General features: G+C 62.0%; 15 protein-coding genes. 6 read left to right on the top strand and 9 right to left on the bottom strand.

Translation table 11 applies throughout. From position 1 onward, the window contains the following. Window positions 1-49: 49 nt before the first annotated feature. A complete protein-coding gene (locus J3T95_RS08300; RefSeq protein ID WP_267451088.1) occupies window positions 50-685 on the bottom strand; it encodes an RpiB/LacA/LacB family sugar-phosphate isomerase in 636 nt (211 codons plus the stop codon). Between the two features lie 98 nt (window positions 686-783). Further along, a complete protein-coding gene (locus J3T95_RS08295; protein WP_258561509.1) occupies window positions 784-1,593 on the bottom strand; it encodes a gluconate 5-dehydrogenase in 810 nt (269 codons plus the stop codon). Window positions 1,594-1,846: 253 nt separating this feature from the next. Here J3T95_RS08295 and J3T95_RS08290 point away from each other — a divergent pair, with 253 nt between their 5' ends. Next, window positions 1,847-2,938, top strand: a complete 1,092-nt coding sequence (locus J3T95_RS08290) for a glycoside hydrolase family 88/105 protein (protein WP_267451087.1) — start codon at window positions 1,847-1,849, stop codon at window positions 2,936-2,938. On the opposite strand, the gene J3T95_RS08285 is transcribed toward J3T95_RS08290, so the two are convergent. Further along, complete coding sequence (locus tag J3T95_RS08285) at window positions 2,935-4,299, bottom strand: dicarboxylate/amino acid:cation symporter (protein WP_267451086.1); 1,365 nt, start codon at window positions 4,297-4,299, stop codon at window positions 2,935-2,937. The genes J3T95_RS08290 and J3T95_RS08285 overlap by 4 nt on opposite strands. Before the next feature lie 165 nt (window positions 4,300-4,464). After that, complete coding sequence (locus J3T95_RS08280) at window positions 4,465-4,746, bottom strand: metal-sensitive transcriptional regulator (RefSeq protein WP_267451085.1); 282 nt, start codon at window positions 4,744-4,746, stop codon at window positions 4,465-4,467. A 119-nt stretch (window positions 4,747-4,865) separates the two neighbouring features. On the opposite strand from J3T95_RS08280, the gene J3T95_RS08275 reads away from it, so the two are divergent. Continuing rightward, the gene (locus J3T95_RS08275; RefSeq protein ID WP_267451084.1) at window positions 4,866-7,718 is read left to right on the top strand and encodes a heavy metal translocating P-type ATPase; all 2,853 of its coding nucleotides are present in this window, start codon (window positions 4,866-4,868) and stop codon (window positions 7,716-7,718) included. 21 nt (window positions 7,719-7,739) lie between these two features. Here J3T95_RS08275 and J3T95_RS08270 read toward each other — a convergent pair whose 3' ends face one another. From J3T95_RS08270 to J3T95_RS08250, 5 genes are all read right to left on the bottom strand, one after another. After that, on the bottom strand, window positions 7,740-8,831 hold the full coding sequence (locus J3T95_RS08270; RefSeq protein WP_220236632.1) for an alpha/beta fold hydrolase: 1,092 nt from the start codon (window positions 8,829-8,831) through the stop codon (window positions 7,740-7,742). 35 nt (window positions 8,832-8,866) lie between these two features. Continuing rightward, on the bottom strand, window positions 8,867-11,197 hold the full coding sequence (locus J3T95_RS08265) for a YhgE/Pip domain-containing protein (protein ID WP_267451083.1): 2,331 nt from the start codon (window positions 11,195-11,197) through the stop codon (window positions 8,867-8,869). Beyond that, complete coding sequence (locus J3T95_RS08260) at window positions 11,194-13,830, bottom strand: YhgE/Pip domain-containing protein (RefSeq protein ID WP_267451082.1); 2,637 nt, start codon at window positions 13,828-13,830, stop codon at window positions 11,194-11,196. Before J3T95_RS08260 ends, J3T95_RS08265 begins: the two co-directional genes overlap by 4 nt. Before the next feature lie 195 nt (window positions 13,831-14,025). Then, window positions 14,026-15,333 (bottom strand): chloride channel protein, encoded by a 1,308-nt coding sequence (locus J3T95_RS08255; RefSeq protein ID WP_220236629.1) that lies wholly within the window; start codon window positions 15,331-15,333, stop codon window positions 14,026-14,028. 57 nt (window positions 15,334-15,390) lie between these two features. Further along, window positions 15,391-17,820, bottom strand: a complete 2,430-nt coding sequence (locus tag J3T95_RS08250) for a S9 family peptidase (RefSeq protein WP_267451081.1) — start codon at window positions 17,818-17,820, stop codon at window positions 15,391-15,393. A 345-nt stretch (window positions 17,821-18,165) separates the two neighbouring features. Here J3T95_RS08250 and J3T95_RS08245 point away from each other — a divergent pair, with 345 nt between their 5' ends. The 4 genes from J3T95_RS08245 to J3T95_RS08230 all read left to right on the top strand — a co-directional run bounded on the left by J3T95_RS08245 (window position 18,166) and on the right by J3T95_RS08230 (window position 22,076). Continuing rightward, window positions 18,166-19,047 (top strand): LPXTG cell wall anchor domain-containing protein, encoded by an 882-nt coding sequence (locus J3T95_RS08245; protein WP_267451080.1) that lies wholly within the window; start codon window positions 18,166-18,168, stop codon window positions 19,045-19,047. A 197-nt stretch (window positions 19,048-19,244) separates the two neighbouring features. After that, window positions 19,245-19,949 carry an FhaA domain-containing protein gene (locus tag J3T95_RS08240; protein ID WP_015021121.1) on the top strand — a complete coding sequence of 235 codons (705 nt, stop codon included), beginning with the start codon at window positions 19,245-19,247 and terminating at the stop codon, window positions 19,947-19,949. A gap of 36 nt (window positions 19,950-19,985) precedes the next feature. After that, the gene (locus J3T95_RS08235) at window positions 19,986-20,501 is read left to right on the top strand and encodes an FHA domain-containing protein FhaB/FipA (RefSeq protein WP_396020000.1); all 516 of its coding nucleotides are present in this window, start codon (window positions 19,986-19,988) and stop codon (window positions 20,499-20,501) included. Between the two features lie 6 nt (window positions 20,502-20,507). Beyond that, window positions 20,508-22,076 carry a BofC C-terminal domain-containing protein gene (locus J3T95_RS08230; RefSeq protein ID WP_267451079.1) on the top strand — a complete coding sequence of 523 codons (1,569 nt, stop codon included), beginning with the start codon at window positions 20,508-20,510 and terminating at the stop codon, window positions 22,074-22,076.

Genomic DNA, 22,076 nt, shown 5'->3' with positions numbered 1-22,076 from the left:
GCTTTCCCCGTCGACGGCGTCTTGTTGCATCTTGGCCGGCCAAGCGGCTTCACAGGCGGGCAGCAATCATCTCCTTGATCTTTCCATCCTCTGCATTGGCCATGAAGTACTCTGCAAAATGCTCGCCGGAAATGGTCTCTTTAAGGAAGCCCTGGTCAATCCGCTCCAGCACTTCCGGCAACGAACGGCAGATCTGATTCTTTACATCACGCAAAATTCCGGCGTTGCAACGCTCCGGCACTGCACGCTCCTTGGGGTAGCCGCCACCGGCTGGCTCGGCAAAGAGACGCTCAAAAATCAGCTTTAGGTTCAGCTCGGCTCCCCATCCAAACCCCTTGGCGAAGGGAATGGAAAGTGCATTGCCCCCATTGATCTGGCTGAACAAGTAGGCGTCAGTCGGATCCACAGCCAACCCGCAGACCACGCCAGGGAAACTGTTCAGAGCCGTCATAGCCCCCTGACCGGTTCCGCACCCGCTGATGACAAAACCAGCCGCCTTGCTGTTGAGCAGGATCGAAGCCAGCAGGCCATTCTGCACATAGGTCAGCCGGCTCTCCCCCTCCTCGCCGTACATGCCATAGTTGAAGGCCTGAAGCCCTTTCCGGTCACAGACCTCCTTCAAGGTCGCGAAAATCAGGGCGTTCTTCGAGGCCTGCGAGTTCTCGTTGATCAACGCTACTTTCATATTCCGCCTACTCTCACTCATCACTGATTGATTTCATCGCCCGTCTGAACCCCTGCATCCCCTCGGGCAGATAGCCCGGAAGCTTCTGGCTCCCGTCCTTACTGAGGCTGCTTGCCGATATAGGCCAGAATGCCGCCATCAACATACAGCACCTGCCCGTTGACGAAGTCCGAGGCCGACGAGGCCAGAAAGACTGCAGGACCCTGAAGGTCCGAGGGATCGCCCCATCGGGCTGCAGGGGTCTTCGAAACAATGAACTGATCGAAGGGTTGCCTGGACCCATCGGGCCGACGCTCACGCAGAGGCGCGGTCTGCGGGGTGGCGATGTAGCCAGGTCCGATGGCATTGCACTGAATATTGGCCCCGCCGTATTCCGCACAGATGTTGCGGGTCAACATCTTCAATCCGCCCTTGGCGGCCGCATAGGCCGAAACGGTCTCCCGCCCCAGCTCGCTCATCATCGAACAAATGTTGATGATCTTCCCCTGCCCCTGCTCGATCATCCCCGGCAGGACGGCTTTGGAAACTATGAAAGGCCCGATGAGGTCCACATCCACCACCTTGCGGAAGTCCTTGACAGTCATGTTCAGCATGGGGATCCGCTTGATGACGCCGGCATTGTTGACCAGAATATCGATGGTGCCGACCTCCCTGTCAATCCGGCCGACCATGTCAGTGACGGCATCCTCATCGGTCACGTCGCAGACATAGCCCCGGGCTGGGATACCTGCCTGCCTGTAGGCCTGGGTCCCCCTGTCCACCGATGAGCGCCTTGAAGCATTGAAAACGATAGTTGCGCCCGCTTCATGCAGGGCGGCGGCTATTGCAAACCCGATTCCGTACACGGCGCCAGTCACCAAGGCCACCTTCCCATTCAGAGAGAATCTCGACATGGAGAACCCTGCCATGATGACCTCCTTATCACCGACTGTTGCGCTCGCGGAAACTACGTAGAGTACGCCGCATCTGCAGACCTACGGCCAAACGGCACCGCCGCTGGATTGCCTTCAAAATATCAGGCGAAGAGTTTTGCAACAAGAAAGTTGCAGGCGCTTTCAACCTCGTCTTCCCCGCATTCCGGACCGAAATTCCAGGGGGGACGGCCGGACTGCACAATAGTAGGATATCCAATGAAACCAGCCCATCAACGAGGAAGGCACCATGGTTCAGACCCCGTCAACACCCCTCGAGTATGCCCAGGCAGCGGTCGACACACTCCGCCGCACGTATCCGAACCCGGCCGACCTGCCGCCGATCCGCCATTTCCACTACCATCAGGGCGTCCTCCTGTCTGGGGTGCACCAAACCTACCTGATCAACAATGACGAATCCTATCTGGAGTACATAAGGGGTTGGATCGAATCCAACATGGATGGCCAGGGCCACGTGCTCAACCACGATCCCGTATGCTTGGACGACATTCAGCCAGGCATCCTCCTCTTCCCTCTCTATGACCATTTCAGATCCCCCCGGTACAAGACCGCCCTGGACCAGTTGGCCGACGACCTTGAAGCCTATCCGAAGAACGGCGAGGGCGGATTCTGGCACAACGATGGAGCACCGCGGCAGATGTGGCTGGACGGGCTCTATATGGGCGGCCCCATCATGGTGGAATACGGCACCCGCTTCGGACGCAGGAATCTGGTGGACGAGGCCGTCAGACAGGCCCTCCTGATGCAGAAGAAAACCCGCATACCCGGAACCGGGCTCTGGCGGCACGCCTATGATCCCGATCGAAAGGAGCCCTGGGCCGACCCCGTAACAGGCCTCTCGCCCGAATACTGGGGGCGGTCTATCGGCTGGGTGCCTATGGCAGTGGTCAATGAACTCGACCAGATTCCGCAGGACCACCCGGGCCGCGAGGATCTGCGAAGCCTGGTCCACAACCTGCTGACCGCCGTCTGCCGACATCAGGGGCCGGACGGCCGTTGGTGGCAGGTTCTCGACAAGGTCGGCAGAGAGGGCAACTGGCCCGAGAACTCCTGCACATGTCTCTTCGTGGCCGCCATCTGCAAGGCCGTAGACCAAGGCATTCTGGACAAGGCCTATCTGAAAGCGGCCAACAAGGGGTATGAGGGGGTCATAAAGAGCCTTGAGTGGCAGGGAGAGGACCTCGTCATCGGTGACATCTGCGTAGGAACGGGCCCCGGCAGCTATGAGGAATACTGCCAGCGTCCCACCAGCATCAACGACATGCACGGGGTGGGCGCCTTCCTGCTGATGTGCGCAGGGATGGAACGCATCCGGGCCTAGTCGCCTGACTGTTGCGTCTCCTCGCCTGCTTCGATGTCCTGGTCGTCGAAGACCTTGCGGCCCTGGTAAAGATCGAGGTCCAGCTCATTCTCGGTCCTGGCCACGATGACTGCTGTATTGGCGGCACCAGCCACGTTTACCAGCGTGCGGCCCATATCAACCAGCTGGGAAATAGGCTGCATGATAGCGATGAAGGGTACGGGCAGGCCAGCCGCCGTGAAGAGAGAGGTGGCGGTGATTGTGGCTGTGCCGGGCACGCCCACCGTTCCCACGGAAACCACCAGAGCAAAGACGATCAGGAGGGCGAAACGCAGGGGGGAGTAAGGGATCCCCTGAGCATTGATGGCGAAGACCGCCAGAAGAACAGGCCAGAGCCCAGCGCATCCGGGCATACCCAGATTGGCTCCCAGACTGGCCACAAAGGAAGCCGTCTCTTCGGGGACACCAGCAGAGCGCAACTGACGGACTGTGACAGGAATGGTGCCGATGCTGCTCTCGGAGGTGAAGGCCACCACGCCCGCCGGCCAGAGAGAGCGAAAGAAGGGCAGAGGATTGACCCGGCCGACCAGGGCCAGGATCAGAGGTTGGACCAGGAAGAGCTGAATAGCCAGACCCAGGTAAGCCACCAAGAGGACAGCCAGCAGGGGCAGAAGGCTCTTCAGGTTGCTGCGACCGATGGCAGCGGCGATCAGCGAGAGGACCGCATAGGGGGTGAAGCCAATCACGATTTGAGTGGCCTTGGACAGGACTACATTGCCCGCTTCCACGAAAGCCTTGAAGGGGGCCACACTCTGCTCACCGCGCGGGGTCGAGGCGGCCTTGTTCAAGGAGACCGCCAGGAGGATGGCGAAGATCACAACAGGAATGACCTGGTTCTGGGCCCAGTTTTCCGCCAGATTCGATGGGAAGAGACCGACCAGAGTATCGAGTACTCCTGGCACCTCGTGGGGCTTGGCCCCCTTGGGCAGGGCCTGGTTAAACCCCTTGCCGACCTGGAAGAGCAGCCCCAGAATCAGGGCGATCACGGCTGCCGTGAAGGTGTTGACCAGGAGCAGAACGATGGTCTTCAGACTGATGTTCTTCAACCGACCAGACCCGCCGATACGGCTGATGCTGGCGATGATGCTGAAGAGCAGGAGGGGCACCACGAGGGCCGAAATGACCTCGGACCAGACGTTGCCGAACGCTCCCGCATAGGTCGTGTGACCGGAGAAGCCCACACCCACCAGGATTCCCAACACCGTCGCTATGATGACCCGCCAACTGAAGTTGACCTTGGTCTTCCTGCTCAGCAGGGCCAGCCCCGCAAAGAGAATGACGACCACTATCAGGGCCGCCCAATCCCAACTCGTTTCCGACATTGCCTCTCCCTCATCGATCTCTCCTCCCCAGGACCGGACGGCCCGGGGTTGGGGTTCAATCTAACAGGAGAGAGACGGAAATCCAGCGATTCCCGGAAGAATGCCTATACTCATTGCTTATGGACTGCTATTCCGGGGCGGATTAGGCCTGCCTGACGAGGGTCGTCAAGAGCGGACCAGGCGGGCGATGGCCTCAGAGGCTTCCTCCATCTTCTCGTCGGCCTCCTCGCCTCCCTTTTCGGCAGCCTCGCGGACACAGTGGTTCATATGGTCGTCCAGCAGGGTCAGGGCCACTGACTTCAGGGCGCTGGTCGAGGCGGCGATCTGAGTGAGGACGTCGATGCAATAGGCGTCCGACTCCACCATTTGCTCAATGGCCCTGACCTGACCCTCGACACGCCGGAGTCTGGTGATGGTCCGCTTTTTGTCGTTGGCATATCCGGGCAAGATCCACTCCATTCCTAGTCATCCCATGGTCTGCATGGCGGAGCCGGGACCGACCCGAATCCATGAAACCCGTCTCGAAATCCACTATCAGTATACCCCAGGGGGGTATAGTGGACCACATGAGCAGCATCCTGGTCCTTGTCGCAGCCCTGGTCATCACGGCGGGCATCATCTGGTACTTCTTCGCGCCCAGAAAGGCCACCCAAGCCAAGGATGAGGGCGGCATCCAGACCGTCCACATCACAGTCAAGGGCGGATACAGCCCCCAGCTGATCCAGGTTCAGGCCGGGCGACCGGTCAAGCTGGTCTTCGACCGCCAGGAGAGCGGGGAATGCTCCTCGCACGTGGTCTTCAACGATTTCAACATCGACAAGACCCTGCCCGCCTTCCAAACCTCGACTGTCCAGCTGACCCCACCCAAGGCCGGCGACTACCCCTTCGCCTGTGGGATGAACATGCTTCACGGGATGCTCCGGGCCACCGATGGACCGACGACCGTCAGTGCCGAGGCACAATCCGAACAAGCACGAAGCAGCCAGTCGCAAGACGAGCATTCACCACAGACCGAATCCGCCAAGCCCGCTCAAGCCAATGGCGGCAGCGACCAGGACGAGGCGGATAAGGAGCGTACGGCAGAAATCCGCGATCTGACCAGGCGATTCATCGTAGCCCTGGTCTTCACGCTCCCGGTCTTCATTCCGGCCATGTTCGGCATGTTCCTGCCCATGCCCCACATTCTGATGAACCCCTGGGTCCAGCTGGTCCTGATACTGCCAGTGATGTTCTATTCGGGCTGGCCCATCCACCGCACCGGATGGCTGGCGCTGGCACACCGGGCACCGGAGATGAACTCCCTGGTTGCCCTGGGCACTGCCACGGCCTTCCTGTACTCACTGGTGGTCACTGTGGCCCCGCAACTTCTGCCTGAGGGAAGCCGCGAACCCTACTACGAGGCCGTGGGCACCATAATCACGCTGATGATCCTCGGCCAGATCCTGGAGGCACGGGCCCGGCGCGGCACTGGTGATGCCATCCGCGCCCTTGTCGGACTGAGGCCCAAGACAGCCACCGTGGTGAGGACCGACCAGGACGGCAGGGAGGCCACCCAGGAGATCGCCGTCGATGATGTGGCCGTCGGAGACGTGATTCAGGTCCATCCGGGCGAGAAGCTGCCGGTGGATGGTCAGGTCATTTCGGGATCATCCTCTGTGGACGAATCCATGGTGACCGGCGAGCCCATGCCCGTGCTCAAGCAGGAGGGCGATTCCCTCGTCGGAGCCACCGTCAACAGCACAGGTTCTCTGCGCTACAGGGCCACCCAGGTAGGGCAGGACACGGTTCTGGCCCAAATCATCCGGCTGGTCAAGACGGCTCAGACCTCCAAGGCACCCATCCAGAAGCTGGCCGACCGAATATCGTCCATCTTCATCCCCGGGGTAATTCTTGTGGCGCTCTGGACCTTCGTGGCCTGGTGGGCCTTCGGCCCCATGCCACGCGGAGTATATGGAATCGTGGCGGCGGTCTCCGTCCTAGTCATCGCCTGCCCCTGTGCCCTGGGCTTGGCCACTCCGCTATCCGTGACGATCGGCACCGGACGCGGCGCCCGTGCCGGAGTGCTCTACCGATCGGCGGAAGCCTTGCAGGGAGCGCATGACATCGATACCATCGTCCTCGACAAGACCGGCACCATCACCCAAGGCAGGCCTGAACTGGCTGATGCCCTGAGCGTGCAGGGAATGGATGAGGACCTGCTAATAAGAGCGGCCGCGAGCGCCGAGAGCGATTCAGAACACCCCCTGGCCCAGGCCATCGTCCAGGCTGCCAAGGGCCGCAATCTAAAGCTGGTCCCGGTCAAGGACTTCGATTCGGTCACCGGGGCAGGCATCGATGCAACCTTCCCCTCCGGATCCTTCGAAGGATGCAAGGGCACCTCGCATGTCCTTGTCGGCAACCGCAAGCTGCTCGAGGACAAGGGAATCGAGCTGGAAAGCGAAACGTCAGACCAGGCAGGCGCGCAATCCCTCTTCGACACCGCCCGCGGCTGGGAGGGCCAGGGCCGTACGACCATCTTCGTGGCCATCGACGGCGAGCTTGCCGGAGTCCTGGCCGTGACCGACCAGGTCAAGTCCGGCTCCGAGCAGGCCATCCACGACATGAACGAGCGCGGCATCCAGACCATCATGCTGACTGGCGACAACCAGGGCACTGCCGAACAGGTCGGGGGGCAGGTGGGTGTCACCCGGGTGGTTGCGCAGATCCACCCTGAAGACAAGGCGAGCATCGTCAAGGCCCTTCAGGCTCAGGGGCACAAGGTGGCCATGATCGGCGACGGCATCAACGACGCCCCGGCCCTGGCCCAGGCCGACCTGGGCATGGCCATCGGCACCGGTACGGACGTGGCCATCGAATCCGCCGACGTGACCTTGGTCTCGGGCGACCTGAACGCGGCCGTCAAGGCCATTGACCTCTCTGCTGCGACCATGCGCAACATTCACCAGAACCTCTGGTTCGCCTTCGGATACAACGGGCTGGGCATCCCCATCGCCGCCGGGGTGCTCTACCCCTTCATCGGCCTTCTACTCAACCCTATGATCGCCGGGGCGGCCATGGCATTCTCCTCCCTGTCGGTGGTGCTCAACGCCAACAGGTTGCGGCACACGCCCCTAAAAGCCAGGCCGGTCAAGGAGGTCGAGCCAATCGACATGGATGCCCTGACCAGGGACCTCAGTATTTCCACACACCAAGAACACAACCAAGAGAAAGGAAACGAGATGGGACTCTTCCATCATCATGACGACATGCAGCAGGATCAGGCAGCGGCAGAGAAGGTCACCGACCCGGTCTGCGGCATGTCCATCGACCCCGACACAGCTGCAGCCAAGCGCGACTACCAGGGCAAGACCTACTACTTCTGCTCGCAGAACTGCGTCGATACCTTCGACGCCGATCCGCAGAAGGTGCTCAACAAGTAGGATCGTACGTTTGGCATCTGATCAGCGGTCGTCAGCGAGCTGCCAAGGCTGGTCGAAAAAGTCGAAGATGCGTTCCAAGTAAGGCCTCAGGACCTTGTCCGGCATTTGGTAGAGCTCGTGCATGCTGTCCGGGATGCGCACCAGCTTAGCCTGGCAGCCGCCCTGCTGGACCTGGTCGACAAAACGGTTCTGGGGCATCGGCAGCACAAACCGGTCGGGCTGGGCCTGGAAAAGCAGCAGAGGGGTCTCCACTCGGCTGCACCGGTTGGGGCGCAGTATGGCCCGGCTCATCTCCAGACTCTCCCTGACCCAGCCGAAGGTGGCGGCACTGGTCTGGTAGTGCAGTTCCTGGGCCCGCAACTTATGGGCCCAGGCCACCCGCGCCTGGCTGCCATTGGGGTACTTGCCCATGTCCAGCTCGGGGCGGAATGGCCCAAACCCCGGAACCATGCTGCGCGAGCGGCCCATCATGCAGGCGGCGTTTGTTGCCGTCCAGGCCACCGAAGGCATGAACCCGGTCCGCGGCGCAATCATGGGTGATGACAGGACCGCCTTGTCGATGAGGGAGGGGAAGGTTTCCAGCATCCGCGCAGCCACGCCGCCGCCCATGGAATGGGCATAGAGCACCATGGGCTCGTCTTGGGCATACTGCTGGCCCACCTGGGAGCAGAAGGCGGCCAGATCCGCCACATACCGCTGCCAATGATCCACCCAGATCAGGCTGGGATCGTTCACACCGCGGCCAGAGAAACCATGCCCCCAATGCTCGGGAACGCAGACGGAGTACCCCTGCATCAGGAAGTACCAGGCCATCTCCTGGTACTTGTCGGCGAATTCCGAAAAACCGAAGGAGATGATCGCGGCCCCGCGCACACGAGCTGAGCCGGACTCCACCGCACCCTTGCGGAACAGCGTCCTGTCATAGCAAACGTAATGCAGAAGTCGGGAGGGGTCCACGCCGCTGAGATGGGCCTTGTCCAGGAGGGTTCCCCCGTCCTCGCCGCCGTCATGGGAGATCATCCATCCGTCACTGCGACAGGAGGCCAGGTCAGGAAGGACACGATCCTTCATGATTTGGTCGTAGCGGCGTTCCTCAACCAGTTGGACGCTCATGCTCTCACCCTATACCACCTTCTGCCGGACTCGCCCTACATGAGCCGGGTGCTCTCAAGGTTTCTGACGATCCAGTCATTGAAGCGGATGACGGGCTTGCGCAGGACCAGCCCCAGCAGCAACGAGGGCACCAGGAAGAGGGCCAGGGTGGCCATCTCCCGCCAGAACTCCAGGCCGTAGGCTCCGGCAACGGCCGACTGCATGGCTCCTATAGCATGGACGAAGGGCAGGAAGGGGTAAACCCCCTGGAAGAAGCCAGGCAGGGTCTCCATGGGGAAGGTGCCGCCCGAGCCAGCCACCTGCATGACTAGGAGGATAACGGCAATAGCCTTGCCGATGTCCCCGAAGGAGACGACCAGGGTATAGATCAGATTCATGAAGACGAATGAGGCGAAGACCGCCACCAGCACGAACATCAGCGGATGGACGCACTGGACCTTCAGGTAGAAGAGGTCTCCTAGAGCGATCAGGCAGCCCTGGAGGATGGCCATCAGGGCGAAGACCGCGAATCTGCCGAAGTACTCCTGGTAGAGCTGAAGGCCGAAGCGGCGGGCGTTGCCTGGCGACTCGGGGCGGAAGTCTCCCCAGGAGCGGCGGCCCTCGGAATCCTCATCCAGGTCATCGGCCCTCTTCCATGCATCCTGCAGGGAGTCCAGGTGCAGGACGGAGGCTTTCTTCTTGTCTGACAGAGCCACTTTCATCATGGCCGCCAGAATGGTGGCACCCACCCAAATGGAGAGGATGGTGTAGAAGGGGGTCATAGCCGACCCGTAGTTCATGACTGGGAAGACCGCATGCCGATGGATGCCTACCGGTGAGGACAGAAGGGCGGCCATGGTTTCGGAATCCCCGCTCAGCAGAGTCTTGACCTCCTGCGTATCTTTGCCCTGCGAAGCCTGGGTCAGATGTCCCCCTAGGTCGGTCAGCCGCTTGGAGGCCTGCTCCAGGCGCTGGGAGATCTCACCCAGCTGGTCCTTGGCCTGGCTGATATCCCTGGTCATAGGGCCCGTCAGCCCAGAGGCGCCCTTGACGGTTCCATCCAGACCCGTCAGCAGCCGATCGGTCGAGGTGACCACGGTGTCCATGGATGAAGCCAAGTCGTCCAGGCGAGGCTTCAGGTCATTGCGGTACTGGGTGCGGACCTGATCCACCGAGGCACGGGCCTGAGCGATCCTGTTCTTCAGATCCTGACGCTGACCGCCCAGCTTGTCATTGCCCTCCTTGGCTGCCTGGGAAGCCTGGCTGATCCGGTCGGCCAGGTCACGTTGGGCCGCCTGGGCTGTGCGCATTCCGGCCTGGGCCTGATCGATGGCGGTCAGCAGGGCCTGGCGCTGGTCAGCTGTCAGATTGGCATCGGATTCCACAGTGCTGCGCAGATCCTCCAGACTGGCGATCATCCCGTCGTAGTCGGCCGCCGAGTCTCTGATCCGCTCGCTCAGATAGTTCAGCTGGCTGCTGACAGCATCGCTCTGCTGGCCCACCTTGTCGAAAGCGTCATCGATCTTAGAGCCGATGATGTCATAGGCACCCGAGGCCTGGTCAAGGGCAACGTCGACCGCCTGGGCCGACCCGGAGAGGGACTTGCCCAGATCCTTGGACCCCTTGGTTCCCTGGTTCAGAGCCTTCCTGGCATCGGCCATGGCGGAGTCAGACCGACCCAGAATCCTGCCGATGGCGTCGATCATCTTTCCGGAGGAATCCAGAAGGCCCGCATAGGCATTCACCTGACTGGAGGCAGTGGTCAGCCGCTGTGACATCTGATCGATGTGGCCGGTCGCCCTGGCCAGATAATCCTGGACCTGGGGGCTCTGGGAGTAAGTGAAAACCTGGCTGGCCAGGTCGATCCCCACCTGGCCCACGGTCTTGACGAAGGTCTTGTCGATGGTTGTGGCCACGGTGTCGGCCCCCTGCTCAGTGACATGGGGGGCGATGGCGTTTTTCTTTTCGTTCAGGTAGTACTCAAGGCTGGCATGCTTCACGTCCTGCGAGAAGAGGGTCATCATGTCCGCGCTGAAATCCTTGGGAATGACGATGGCAGCATAGTACTCGCCTGAGCGCACCCCCTCCAGGGCCTGGTCGCGGTTGACGAACCTCCAATCCAGCTGGTCGTTTGCCCGCAAGGTGCTGGTGACCGTCTCCCCCACGTTGATCCTGACCGGAATCAGGTCGGACTTGTACCCCTTGTCGGTGTTGGCCACGGCCACCTTGATGGCCTTGGTGTTCTTGTAGGGGTCCCAGCTGGCGGCGATGTTGAACCAGGCATAGAGGGCCGGGACAATAATCAGGCCCATCAGGACGATGATGGCGATGACGTTGCTGGTGGCATCGGCCAGGTCCTTGCGCAGGATCCTCCAGATGTTCCTCATCGGCGATCACCATCCTCGGGAGCGTCCTCCTCATCGCGGCTCATGACTGATTCGCGCACGGCCGTGGTCAGCCTGGTCATGGCCGAGGGACCCTGCCGACGCGGGCGAATCAGGGTGAGGAAGTCCATGCCGGGACGCTCGGTCAGGCCCAGCTGCCGAACATAGCTGTCGCAGATGTACTCGACGATGATCAGGTAGGCGTCTATCAGGACGATGGAAGCGATGCAGGCGATCAGCATGACGATCTTGGCTTCGGTGCTGAACAACAGGATGAGGAAGAGCACTGGCAGCAGAACCAGGACCAGACCACCCCGGATCAGCGTTGGATAGAGGGCCAGGAAGCGATGCGCACGCCGCCTTATGACGGCGCGGTAGTCGCCCTCGCCCAGGATGGAGCGGGCCAGGCTGCCCAGGCTCAGACGGCGGTCGGCTGAATGGTTCTGCTCGGTCAGCATCAGGTCAGTGGCACCAAGCCGCCGGTCGAAGAGGGCATTCAGGTTGAGCAGGTACCGCCGCACCACCAGTCCGATCAGGAGGGCCACCGGCAGGTACCAGAAGATGTGGAGCATGTCCTGCCAATAGTGGTTGCCGTACATGCCGCCGATGGTCTCACGCATGGCGTTGATTCCGTAGGTGAAGGGCAGCCACGGGTTCAGATTGCGGAAGAAGTCGGGCATCATCTCAATCGGGTACATGCCCGAGGACCCAGGTATCTGCAGGATGACCAGAACCACAGCCAAGGCCTTGCCGATGTGCCTGAAAGAGGCGGCCAGGGCATAGATGATATTGATGTAGACGAAGGAGGCAAAGACCCCGGCCAGGACGAACAGGGCGGGTTGGCGGCACTGGATGCCCAGCATCAGGTCGCCCACTGTAGCGATCAGCGCCTGGAAGAAGCCGACGAAGACCAGCAGAAGCCAACGACCCAGGTAAGCCTGGGTGGCGGTGCATTTGCGGATGCCCTCCTTGTCGACCTCCAGCTTGTAGATGGCTATCAGGATGAACCCACCCACCCAGAGAGCCAGATTGGTATAGAAGGGCGCCACGGATGACCCGTAGTTGCTGACCGGATAGACCGTGTGCGAGGCCAGCTCCACCGGCGAGGCCATGGCCTTTCCGAAGGATTCCGGGCTCAACCCCAGGGTCTGGGACATCCGGTTCCAAGCAGCCGAGGACCCAAGGGCTGCCACATCGGTCCGAACCCCCTCCAGGTCGGACCTGACCGAGGCCAGGGAGGCCCTGGTGGTGGACAGGGTCGACTGGGCCTGACCGATGGTGGAATCCAGTTGATCCAGCAGGGCATCGGTTTGGACGGCCGTGGTGGCCAGGTTGCTCAGGGCACCTTGGAGAGAGCCGTTGGAGGCATTGAGGGCATCCAGCCCGGTAAGGAGGTTGGGCATGGTGGTCCCAGCCAGGCTCTGGCTGGCCGCAGCCAGAGCCTTGATGCCTGTGCCGCCGGTGTCGGTCATGGCCGAGCTCAGGTCTGATGCGGCCCGCCTGCCCGAGTCCAGAGCCGTCGAGGAGTTCTTCTTGAAGGCATCAAGGGATGACTTCTGCTTCTGGTTGGTCTTTTTCAGATCGTCAATCTGCCGCTGGATGCTCTCATAGGCCGGATCCCCAGAATGTAGCCCGGACTGGTCTAGACCCGACTGGAGCCGGTCCACAGCCTCCCCATTGGCATCGACCAGCTGACCCAAGCCGGAATTGACCCGGTCCACCTTGTCCTGGGTGGCGTTCAGGTCGGCGGTGAGCCCGCCTGCCACTGTATTCACATCCGTGACCGCGCTGGACAGCCGCACTGACCCGTCCGCCAGGGCCTGGTTCAGGGCAGAAGAGAACCGAAGACTGTCGTCGCGGGTCTTGGCCATGCTGCTCTGAGCTCTGTTCAGTGTGGCCTGGGTGGCCGATATCTGACTCTGCAGGTCCTTGATGTCGCTTCTGGAGCCGGCCACGGTCTGCCGGGCCTGGCCCATGGTGGAACCGATCCGGTCAAGCTGGCCGTCCGTCCGATCCAGCTGGTCGATAATTTCCCCCAGGTCGCCCACCACCTGGCTGCGGCTCTGCTCGGCCGCGCCCTGGGCATCGCCGACGGTCTGCAGGACCTTCCCGGCCAAGGCGTCGCTGACGGCCGAGACGAAGACCGCGTTGATCTCCTGGTCGATGGTGGAGGCGCCGGTGTCGGTCACCTTGGGAGCGATGGCGTTTTTCTTCTCATTGACGTAATAGTTCAGAGCGGGCCTGTTCCCGGCCCCCTCGACGATGCCGACCAGGTCGGCGCTGAACCGTTCAGGAATGATGATGGCCGCGTAGCACTGGCCCGAGTGGACCTCTTCGATGGCCCTTTCATCATCGTCCATGAACTTCCAGCCCAGGCTTTTATTGCCGCGCAGCTCCTGGATGACCGATCTGCCGGCGTTGATCCTGCCCGTCTCTGCGGATTGCGCTCCCCGATCTATGCTGACGACGGCCACGGGAAGGTTCCTGACATTGCTATAGGGGTCCCAGAGGGCCATGATATTGAACCAGGCATAGAGGGACGGGAGCACGGCCACGCCGATGGTCACCACCAGGGCCACGGGGTTGCGCAGTATCCGCCAGAGATCTCGCCTGAAGATGGCCAACACGGTCTTCACCGCCAGGAACCTCCTTCTTGTCTGTCCAGGGGATCACAGCACTGGCCTACTCCACTCGGATCGGCTGCATCCTCCCGGGGACCTACGTCCGGCCTGAGTATAGCCACCCTTCCTTACCGGCCCAGACCAGTCAGCTGATTGTGAATGCCTATGCAAGGCCGGACCGTCAGAGCAGCAAGGGCTTCTGACGACGGTTTATGCCTTGGCCACGAACAGACGCGAGACCGCCATCGACAGGGCCACAGCCAGGCCCATGGGCATGAAGGCCATGACCGGCAGGCGGCAGACCTCCATGAGCATGGCCATGGCCATGAGCGGAGCCTGCTGGGAGGCGGCCAGCAGGGAGGCGGCGCCGATCACGGCACACTGCCAGACCGGCAGGCCGGGCACAAGGCAAGCCAGCGGCAGGCCCAAAACAGCGCCCATGGCGGATCCCAGGGCTATGGATGGCGTCAGAGTGCCGCCGAAAGCCCCAGCACGGATGGTTGCTGTGGTCAGCAGAGCCTTGGCCAGCGCAAAGAGGGCCAAGAGGGCAAGTGACCGAGCCAGCTGGAGCCCTGAGAACCCGACGGACAGCAGCTGATCCATGCCCATCTGGGCCAGAGCCCGGCCGTTGCCCATGACCTGGGGGACAGCCAGAGCGACCAGCCCGGTCAACAGAGCTACCCCCGTCAGCTGCCAGATGGCGGCAGGGCCAGTAGTTCTATGGGACTCTGCCCAGGATGTCATCCAGCGGAATCCGGCCCCCAGCAGCCCCATGACTGGTCCGATCAAGAGGACCACTGCCATAAGCCATGGCCGGAAGGGATCGGAGCCGACCTTATAGTAAGGGGTGAAACCCTTGATAGATCCGCCGACCAGGGTAGCCAAGGCCGACATAGCCAGATTGACCGTCACCACTTCGGTATCCACCCGCCGCAGCAGCACCTCGATGCCGAAGAAGGCCCCAGTCAGAGGCGCAATGTAAATGCCGGCGAACCCTGCACCTGCCGCCGAAGCCACAAGCAGCGGACCGTCCTGATCACGCAGCCCCAACCGTCGTCCCAGCCTGGTCCAGAGACCGCCCAGAAGAGCCCCCGCCTCGCGAGGGGCCACTTCCCTGCCTATGGAGCCACCAGCAGCCACAAAGAAGATCTGGGTAAGCACATGAACCACGGTCCGACCCGGGGGCATGGATGCACCCTTGACGGCCTGATCGACCGAGGGAACCAGCCTGGTCCTCGTCCGCAGCCAGGCCCAGACCAGACCGGCCATCAGCCCGGCCAAGGTCACCGAGGCCAGCCTTCTGATCGGCGGAACCACCTCAGCCGTGGGAGCCCCTGGGGTCTCAGCGAAACCCAGCAGGCCGACCTGAGACAGCTCAAAGAACCTTGCCAGCAGGCCCGAGGAAAGCCCGACCAATAGACCTAGGCAGAGCACCGAGACCGCCAAACCCCAGCTACGAGGAAGCCGGAATCCGCGTTCGGGACCTGGATCCTGGTCAGGCTTTCGTTGGATATGCACAACTCCAATCTAGCGGAAGCAACCGCCAGCAGAGCGTTAGCCCAAGCAGCCTTTCCGTCAGTCCGTCTTGTTCATGAGGGCCTCCTGTAGGAAGTCCCGCTGCACAATAAGCAGGTTTTCGGCCACAGTCTCGTCGTTGGTCATGTGGGTGATGCCGGTCAGCGGCAGGACCGTATGAGGGCGACCGGCCGCCATGAGAGCGCTGGAGAGCCTCAGGGTGTTGGCCACGGAGACGTTGTCATCCGCGAACCCGTGTATCAGCATCAGCGGGCGGCGCAGCGAAGGCGCATCGTCGATAATGCCGTTGCGGCGGTAAACGGCCGGGTCCATCCCCAGATAGCGCTCGGTGTAATGGGTGTCGTAAAGGGTCCAGTCCGTGGGCGGGGCACCTGCACAGGCTGCATGGATCCGGTCGGGAGCCCGCAGAACCGATAGGGCCGACAGGAAGCCGCCATAGGACCAGCCGATCATGGCCACATGCCCCAGGTCGGCCTCGGGAGCGAAATCAGGCAGAGCCTTCAAAGCCTCAAGCTGGTCATCCAAAGTCACCTGGGCCATATCCTCGAAGATGGCCCGATCCCAGGCAGGCCCACGACCCGGCGTACCCCGGCCATCGACGGTCAGAACCAGGAAGCCTTGATCCGCCCACCACTGGGACTCCCAGTAGTAGGACTGGTTGAAAACCACCTGCTGGGCGCCTGGACCGCCGTAAGGCTTGAGCAGGACGGGCAGGCTGTCGGCGCTGGCGTAGGGACTGGATTCAGACGGCCTGACGATGGCTGCAAACAGCTCGCGCTGGCCCATGCGTACGAAGTCCACGTTGGGGATGAATCCGGGATCACTGCTGACATCGGCCAGGACGGCGCACATGGCACCCTGGCTATTGATATGGCCGGCATCCATGGCCCGGCGATCAGGACGATCATGGTGCTCCTGCCGACCGCCAACCCGGCCTGAGGCACTGGAGCCACCAGCGGATCTTACGTTGCCGTCAGAGCGGGCTTTGCTCACCAGGCCCAGCCCTTCGGCCCCCAGGCGGTCCAGATCTCCATCAGCACCCAGATAGCAGTGGCGCACCTGCCCATGCGCCGAGGCCATAGTCCGGCCGCTGACCACGATGCCATGACCGGCCCGAGAGGCGGACCACACTCCGGGCAGCCGGTTGAGCACATGGATCGAACCGTCATAGCTCAGGCGCATCAGGTCGAAGCTGCGGGGATCAGTGGAAACCACCGCCAACACATCGCGATCCTCCACAGACAGCACCCGCCGAATCTGGCAGCCAGCCGGGGAGAATACCCTTCCATCCAAGCGCAGTCTCGTGGTGTCGGCTTCTACGTCAATGAAGGCGTCCACCAGCCCGCCCTGGGGCCGATAGGCCGGCAACCCGGGCACCAGGTCGATCCACTGGTCATTGCCATGCTCCTGCATCACCCTGGTAGCCACCTTGGGCGCTGCATCGGAATCAAGAAAGGTCATGTCCTGTCCCCGATCCAAACCCTGGCGATCATCCGGCACCTGTACCTCCAGGATCCTGTCCTCGGTCTGCCGACGGTTCTGAACCAGCAGCAGCGGCCGATGCCCTTCTTGCCAGCGGACCACAGCCAGGTATTCAAAGGCCTGATGATCCCAGTCCACCTCGCCCACCCAGGGATGGGCATCGTCCTGACCCAGGAGGACCAGGCTCAGTCCGACACGGGCATTGGACGTCAGAGCCTGGGGATACCGCCGGGCGCGCGGCCCGACCTGGGGATTGGCCGGATCGCTGATGTACCAGATCGGCTCGTCGGAGGAATCCGTGTGCTCGACCAGCAAGGCTCGGGAGTCCGGCGACCACCAGAACCCCTGATAGCGATCCATCTCCTCGCCAGCCACGAACTCGGCCAGCCCCAACAGCATCCGGTCATCGGTGCCGGGACGCAGGGCCAGGACAGCCCGTTCACGGTCCTGTCCGGCATCCTGACCGATGGCGACCACCATCAGCTGGTCACCAGTCGTATAGGCCACCATGGTGCCGTCCGGGCTGATGACTGGATTGAGCACAGCCAAATCGCTGTGTTCCAAGCTCAGGGCCCGCGTGGAGGCAGTGAGACCATCTGGGGCGATCAACGAGAGCCAGAGTCGGTCACCAAGGGCAAAGACCACCCGATCCCCGGCAGCATCCACGCTGTAGTCGACAATGCCCTCGCCGCCTTCTCGCGAACGCTCCCTCCGAGCCAGCTCGGCAGCCGGCACATGTTCCATGTCTGCATCCTCCAGCAGAGCCCTGGGGTCGGCCAGGAGCACCTCATGATGACGGCCCTCCTGATCAAAGACAGACAGCCAGAGCCCGGTCACCAGATCCTCAGGCCCGTCCGAGCGCAGAAAGACGGCACGTGAGCCATCCCCCACCGCCGAGACCGACCGTGGCGCGCCCAAGGTGAACCGCAGGGTCCGGGCCTTGACCCGCGGATATGCCTCCATTGCCCGATCCACCTCTTCGGTCATGCTCGCTCCTCGAATATCTCTGACATGATCACCATGATCTTGCGTCTGCCACGATGATAAGCGCCTAGGTGCCAAAGGGGAATTCGATCAGCCCCAACCGCAATGCGCCACCTTGGCCAGCAGCAGACGTCAATCGTTCTACATGGGAAATTTGTATCACGGATAAGGCGTACCGCCGGACTACGACCAGCCGATGGCCACTCCCTGCGATAAAATAATATCGCTTTATCGCCAATGACTGGCCGATAATCCCTGCTTCCCAGGGGATAGGGGTGTCAAGGTAGGACACCATGACTGCACATGGGGAGCAATCCACAATAGAGAAAATAGAGGTAACCAATGAACATGATGGTTCGTTTTAAACGCGCATGCGCGGTGCTCGCTGCCGGCGCCACCCTGGCCGGCGGCCTGGCATTGCTGCCTACCGTGGCCCAGGCTGTGGAGGGCAACAAGGGGGCCGAGGCCAAGTCCGCCCCCTACCAGATCACCTTCGTCGGCGATCCAGAGAACGCAGAAAGCGCTCACAAGATTCGTGTAGAGACCAACGATCAGGGCATACTGGATAAAAGCAAGATCCCCACTAACATACCAGTACCTGATTCCATGCAGGATTCGCAGTCGCCCGACAAGCCTTGGACTCTCGCCGGCTGGACCTATATACCGATGAGTCCTGACACAGTCGACTTCACGAAGCCCTTTACGGCGGACACCACTGTCTTCGCAAAATGGGACCAAGCCAATGCAATCACTTTCATCGCTCAGGACCCGACCAACCTCGACCACGAACCTGCTACGCAGACGCTGTACACTGGCGAGGGCCACAAGCTGGCGGTACAGCCGGGCGCCCCGGCCAACTACCCCGGCTACACTTTCGAAGGATGGTTTAGCGCTGACAGCAACGCAGCGTTCAATCCCGAAGCCGTCTTCTCTGAAGATGCCACTTTCGTAGCCAAGTACACCAAGGCGACCGTTCCTGCTCAGCCTGCTGAGACCAACCCGGCTGGCAGCTCCAAGGAACCTGCCAAGGCCGGCGACAAGACCGCCGACAAGACCGCCGACAAAGCAACCGGCAAGGCCGCCGCCAAGGATCCGGCTGTCAAGGCTGCCAAGACCAACAACGCTCTGGCCAAGACCGGCGCTGATGCTGTGGCCCCTCTGGCCATTGCCGCTGGCCTCTGCCTGAGCGCCGGCATCACCCTGGGTCTGCGTCGCAAGCTGACTCTGTGAGTCGGCAGGCTTCGGCCTGACCCATGAGGATCGAAGGTCAAAGGCCCCTGGCCCATTGTGGCCACGGGCCTTATTCATGCTTGAAAATCGCGTTCGTCCGAACCTGTTCATTGAAGAAATTGCAAGCATCCGACCGCCCATTACCCCCTTCCAGCAGTGTCACGTACTATGAAAGGGTTATATGGAAAGGGATGACTATGAGCGTTCTCGATCGTTTCGAGAAGAGCGTGGAAGGCGCCGTTAACGGTGTCTTCTCGAAGTTCGGCTCCAAGGACCTACAGCCCGTCGACCTGTCGAGCGCCCTCGAGCGTGAGATAGACTCACAGGCCATGCCCGTCGGTCGCGACCGCACTGTGGCGCCCAACGAGTATCGATTCAGATTATCCACTCCAGACTTCGACCGCATCGAGCAGTGGGGTTCGGAGGCTCTGGCCAACGAACTGGCAGACAACCTGACCAAGTATGCCGAAAGCCAGCACTATGCTTTCGTCGGCCCGGTCGTGGTCATTTTCGAGGAGGACCTCAACCTGAACAAGGGCGACTTCCACCTGTCTGCCGAGTCGGTCCAGGGCAACGCGGCACCCGTCACCACCCCCGAAGAGTCCAAGGACTGCCCGGTTCTGGAGATCAACGGCCGCCAGTACCTGTTGACCGCCCCCATCACCACCATCGGCCGTGGATCCTCCTGCGACATCGTCATCGACGACGCAGGCATCTCCCGCCGACACCTGCAGATCGAGATCACCGACAAGGGCGTGGTAGCCCGTGATCTGGGGTCCACCAACGGCACCTATGTGGAGGGACATCAGGTTCCCGCAGCCACCCTGCTGGACGGCAATACCATCACCATCGGCCGTACCCGCATCCTCTACTGGGCATCGTCGCAGGAACAGGATTCGTAAGTCGCCCAGGCCTTGAAGTAAGGTCGAATCATTATGCTGACTGAACTGACATTCGCCATCCTCAAATACGGGTTCCTGGCTCTGCTATGGGTATTCGTCTGGCTGGCCATCCGTTCACTCCGCAAAGACATCGAAACTTTCAGCCCCAAAACTTCGCACTCCCGTAGACGCAGCGAACGCGCAGCCCAGCGCAAGCTGCCGGCAAGCGCCAGATCCGTGCCTATCGCCCCGGTCAGCAAGACAGAGCCCGCAAGGGACGAGCCCTCCCTGCTCGTGGTCATCGACGGACCCCTGGCCGGCTCCTCCACGCCACTGTCAGGACGGCCCATCACCCTGGGCCGTTCCTCCTCGAACACCTTGGTGCTGGACGACGAATTTGTCTCTGGTCATCACGCGCGGGTCTACCAGGATCCCGCATCGGGCCGATGGGCCATCGAAGATCTGGGATCCACCAATGGCACCGTCGTCTCGGGTCAGAAAATCACGGCGCCGACAATCCTACCGGCGGAGGTTCCCGTGCGCATCGGAGCCACCACCTTCGAATTGAGGTAGCCGCCCATGACCAGGAACGAAGCGAGCCAAAAGCTGTTCCTCTACTCCACGGCGGTTTCCGACGTAGGGTACGTGCGCAGCAACAACCAGGATTCAGCGTTCGCCGGCGAACGCCTGGTGGCCATGTGCGACGGCATGGGCGGCCACGCAGGGGGGGACACGGCATCAACCATAGCCATCCGATCCCTGGCCCACATCGAACGCGACGACCGGAAGCAGGACGTGCAGTCCCTGGCCCGGATGATGGAGACCTCGGTCATCGCGGCTCATGACGCCATCGTGGGCAAGGCCAAGCGCGAACACCGCCTGTCAGGAATGGGTACAACGGTCACGGCCCTGGCTCTGGCCGACGACTCCTGGGTGCTGGCCCATATCGGGGACTCCCGGGGTTACCTCCTGCGGGAGGGCAAGCTGATCCGGATGACCCAGGACCACTCCTACGTGCAGCATCTGATCGACACCGGCCGCATCTCCCCGGCTGAGGCCCGCAACCACCCTCAGCGCAACGTGGTCATGCGGGTCCTGGGTGACTTCGACATCGACCCTCGCCCGGACATCTCCATCTCCAAGGCCCTGCCTGCAGACCGCTGGATGATCTGCTCGGACGGTCTCTGCGGCGTTTTGGAGGACTCGACCATCGCCGAGGTGCTGTCCTCCGTCTCGGACCAAGCGGAGTGCGCCCAGCAGCTGGTCACCTTCGCCCTGAAGGCCGGCAGCACCGACAACGTGACCGTGGTCATCGCCGATGCCACTCTGGCCCTGGATGCCGATGCCTTCGACCTGCCCCATCAGACCCCTCTGGTCGGCGGCGCAGCCAGCTCCAACCTGGAGGCCCTGGCCGACATTCTGGATGAGCCCGTAGCGGCCGCACCGCACCTGCGTGACGAGTCCCGGGAATCGCCCGCCAAGCGGGCCGCCGATCTGACCCAGGACCGGGATGCCGCCAAGCAGGAGGGCGAGGAGGACGATGGCCGCACCGCCCAGCCCTCGGCTGCCCGCGAGGAGAGCGGCGAACGGCATGTGCCCGACACCAGCGAGATCCCCGTCGTCCACAAGAAGGACGGTTCGGACTCAGCCGACCCCTACGACCCAGATGTGGCCAACGCCATCCACAAGGAGCATCTGGAGCAGCGCAAGCGCCAGCGTTCGCGGCATCGGCGGATTCGGCTGATCCTGGCCGGCATCATCACCCTGGTAATCCTGGCACTGGCCGGAGGCACGGCGGCTGCCTACCGTTGGAGCCAGGAACAGTATTACCTGGGCGCGGACCAGGGCCGTGTAGTCATCTACCAGGGCGTGCCTACCAAGGCCTTCGCCCTCTCGCTGTCCCACCCGGTGCAGACCACGGACATCGCCGTCAAGGGGCTTCCCCAATCCTGGCGCGACCAATTGGAAGAGGGCATCACCGTCTCCAGCATGGATGATGCCCAAGAGCACGCCCGTCTTATCCGCAAGGAGGCCGGCGACCTCAAGCGCGAGCGCGCAAAGGAGGGCAAGGACGAGTCCGACCAGACAGCGGCTTCCCCGTCAACCTCGCCCTCACCGTCGGAAACCGACCAGAGCAGGCGGCAGTAG

The organism is Bifidobacterium sp. B4079 (assembly GCF_026537385.1).
In the GTDB taxonomy this organism is placed as follows: Bacteria; Actinomycetota; Actinomycetes; order Actinomycetales; family Bifidobacteriaceae; genus Bombiscardovia; species Bombiscardovia asteroides_I.
This window is presented reverse-complemented; position numbering and strand designations above follow the sequence as displayed.

Coding starts and splice junctions, on each gene's coding strand:
- J3T95_RS08290 (WP_267451087.1), top strand. CDS start 1,847: ATGGTTCAGACCCCGTCAACACCCCTCGAGTATGCCCAGGCAGCGGTC.
- J3T95_RS08270 (WP_220236632.1), bottom strand. CDS start 8,831: ATGAGCGTCCAACTGGTTGAGGAACGCCGCTACGACCAAATCATGAAG.
- J3T95_RS08265 (WP_267451083.1), bottom strand. CDS start 11,197: ATGAGGAACATCTGGAGGATCCTGCGCAAGGACCTGGCCGATGCCACC.
- J3T95_RS08240 (WP_015021121.1), top strand. CDS start 19,245: ATGAGCGTTCTCGATCGTTTCGAGAAGAGCGTGGAAGGCGCCGTTAAC.
- J3T95_RS08300 (WP_267451088.1), bottom strand. CDS start 685: ATGAAAGTAGCGTTGATCAACGAGAACTCGCAGGCCTCGAAGAACGCC.
- J3T95_RS08295 (WP_258561509.1), bottom strand. CDS start 1,593: ATGGCAGGGTTCTCCATGTCGAGATTCTCTCTGAATGGGAAGGTGGCC.
- J3T95_RS08230 (WP_267451079.1), top strand. CDS start 20,508: ATGACCAGGAACGAAGCGAGCCAAAAGCTGTTCCTCTACTCCACGGCG.
- J3T95_RS08245 (WP_267451080.1), top strand. CDS start 18,166: ATGATGGTTCGTTTTAAACGCGCATGCGCGGTGCTCGCTGCCGGCGCC.
- J3T95_RS08250 (WP_267451081.1), bottom strand. CDS start 17,820: ATGACCGAAGAGGTGGATCGGGCAATGGAGGCATATCCGCGGGTCAAG.
- J3T95_RS08285 (WP_267451086.1), bottom strand. CDS start 4,299: ATGTCGGAAACGAGTTGGGATTGGGCGGCCCTGATAGTGGTCGTCATT.
- J3T95_RS08275 (WP_267451084.1), top strand. CDS start 4,866: ATGAGCAGCATCCTGGTCCTTGTCGCAGCCCTGGTCATCACGGCGGGC.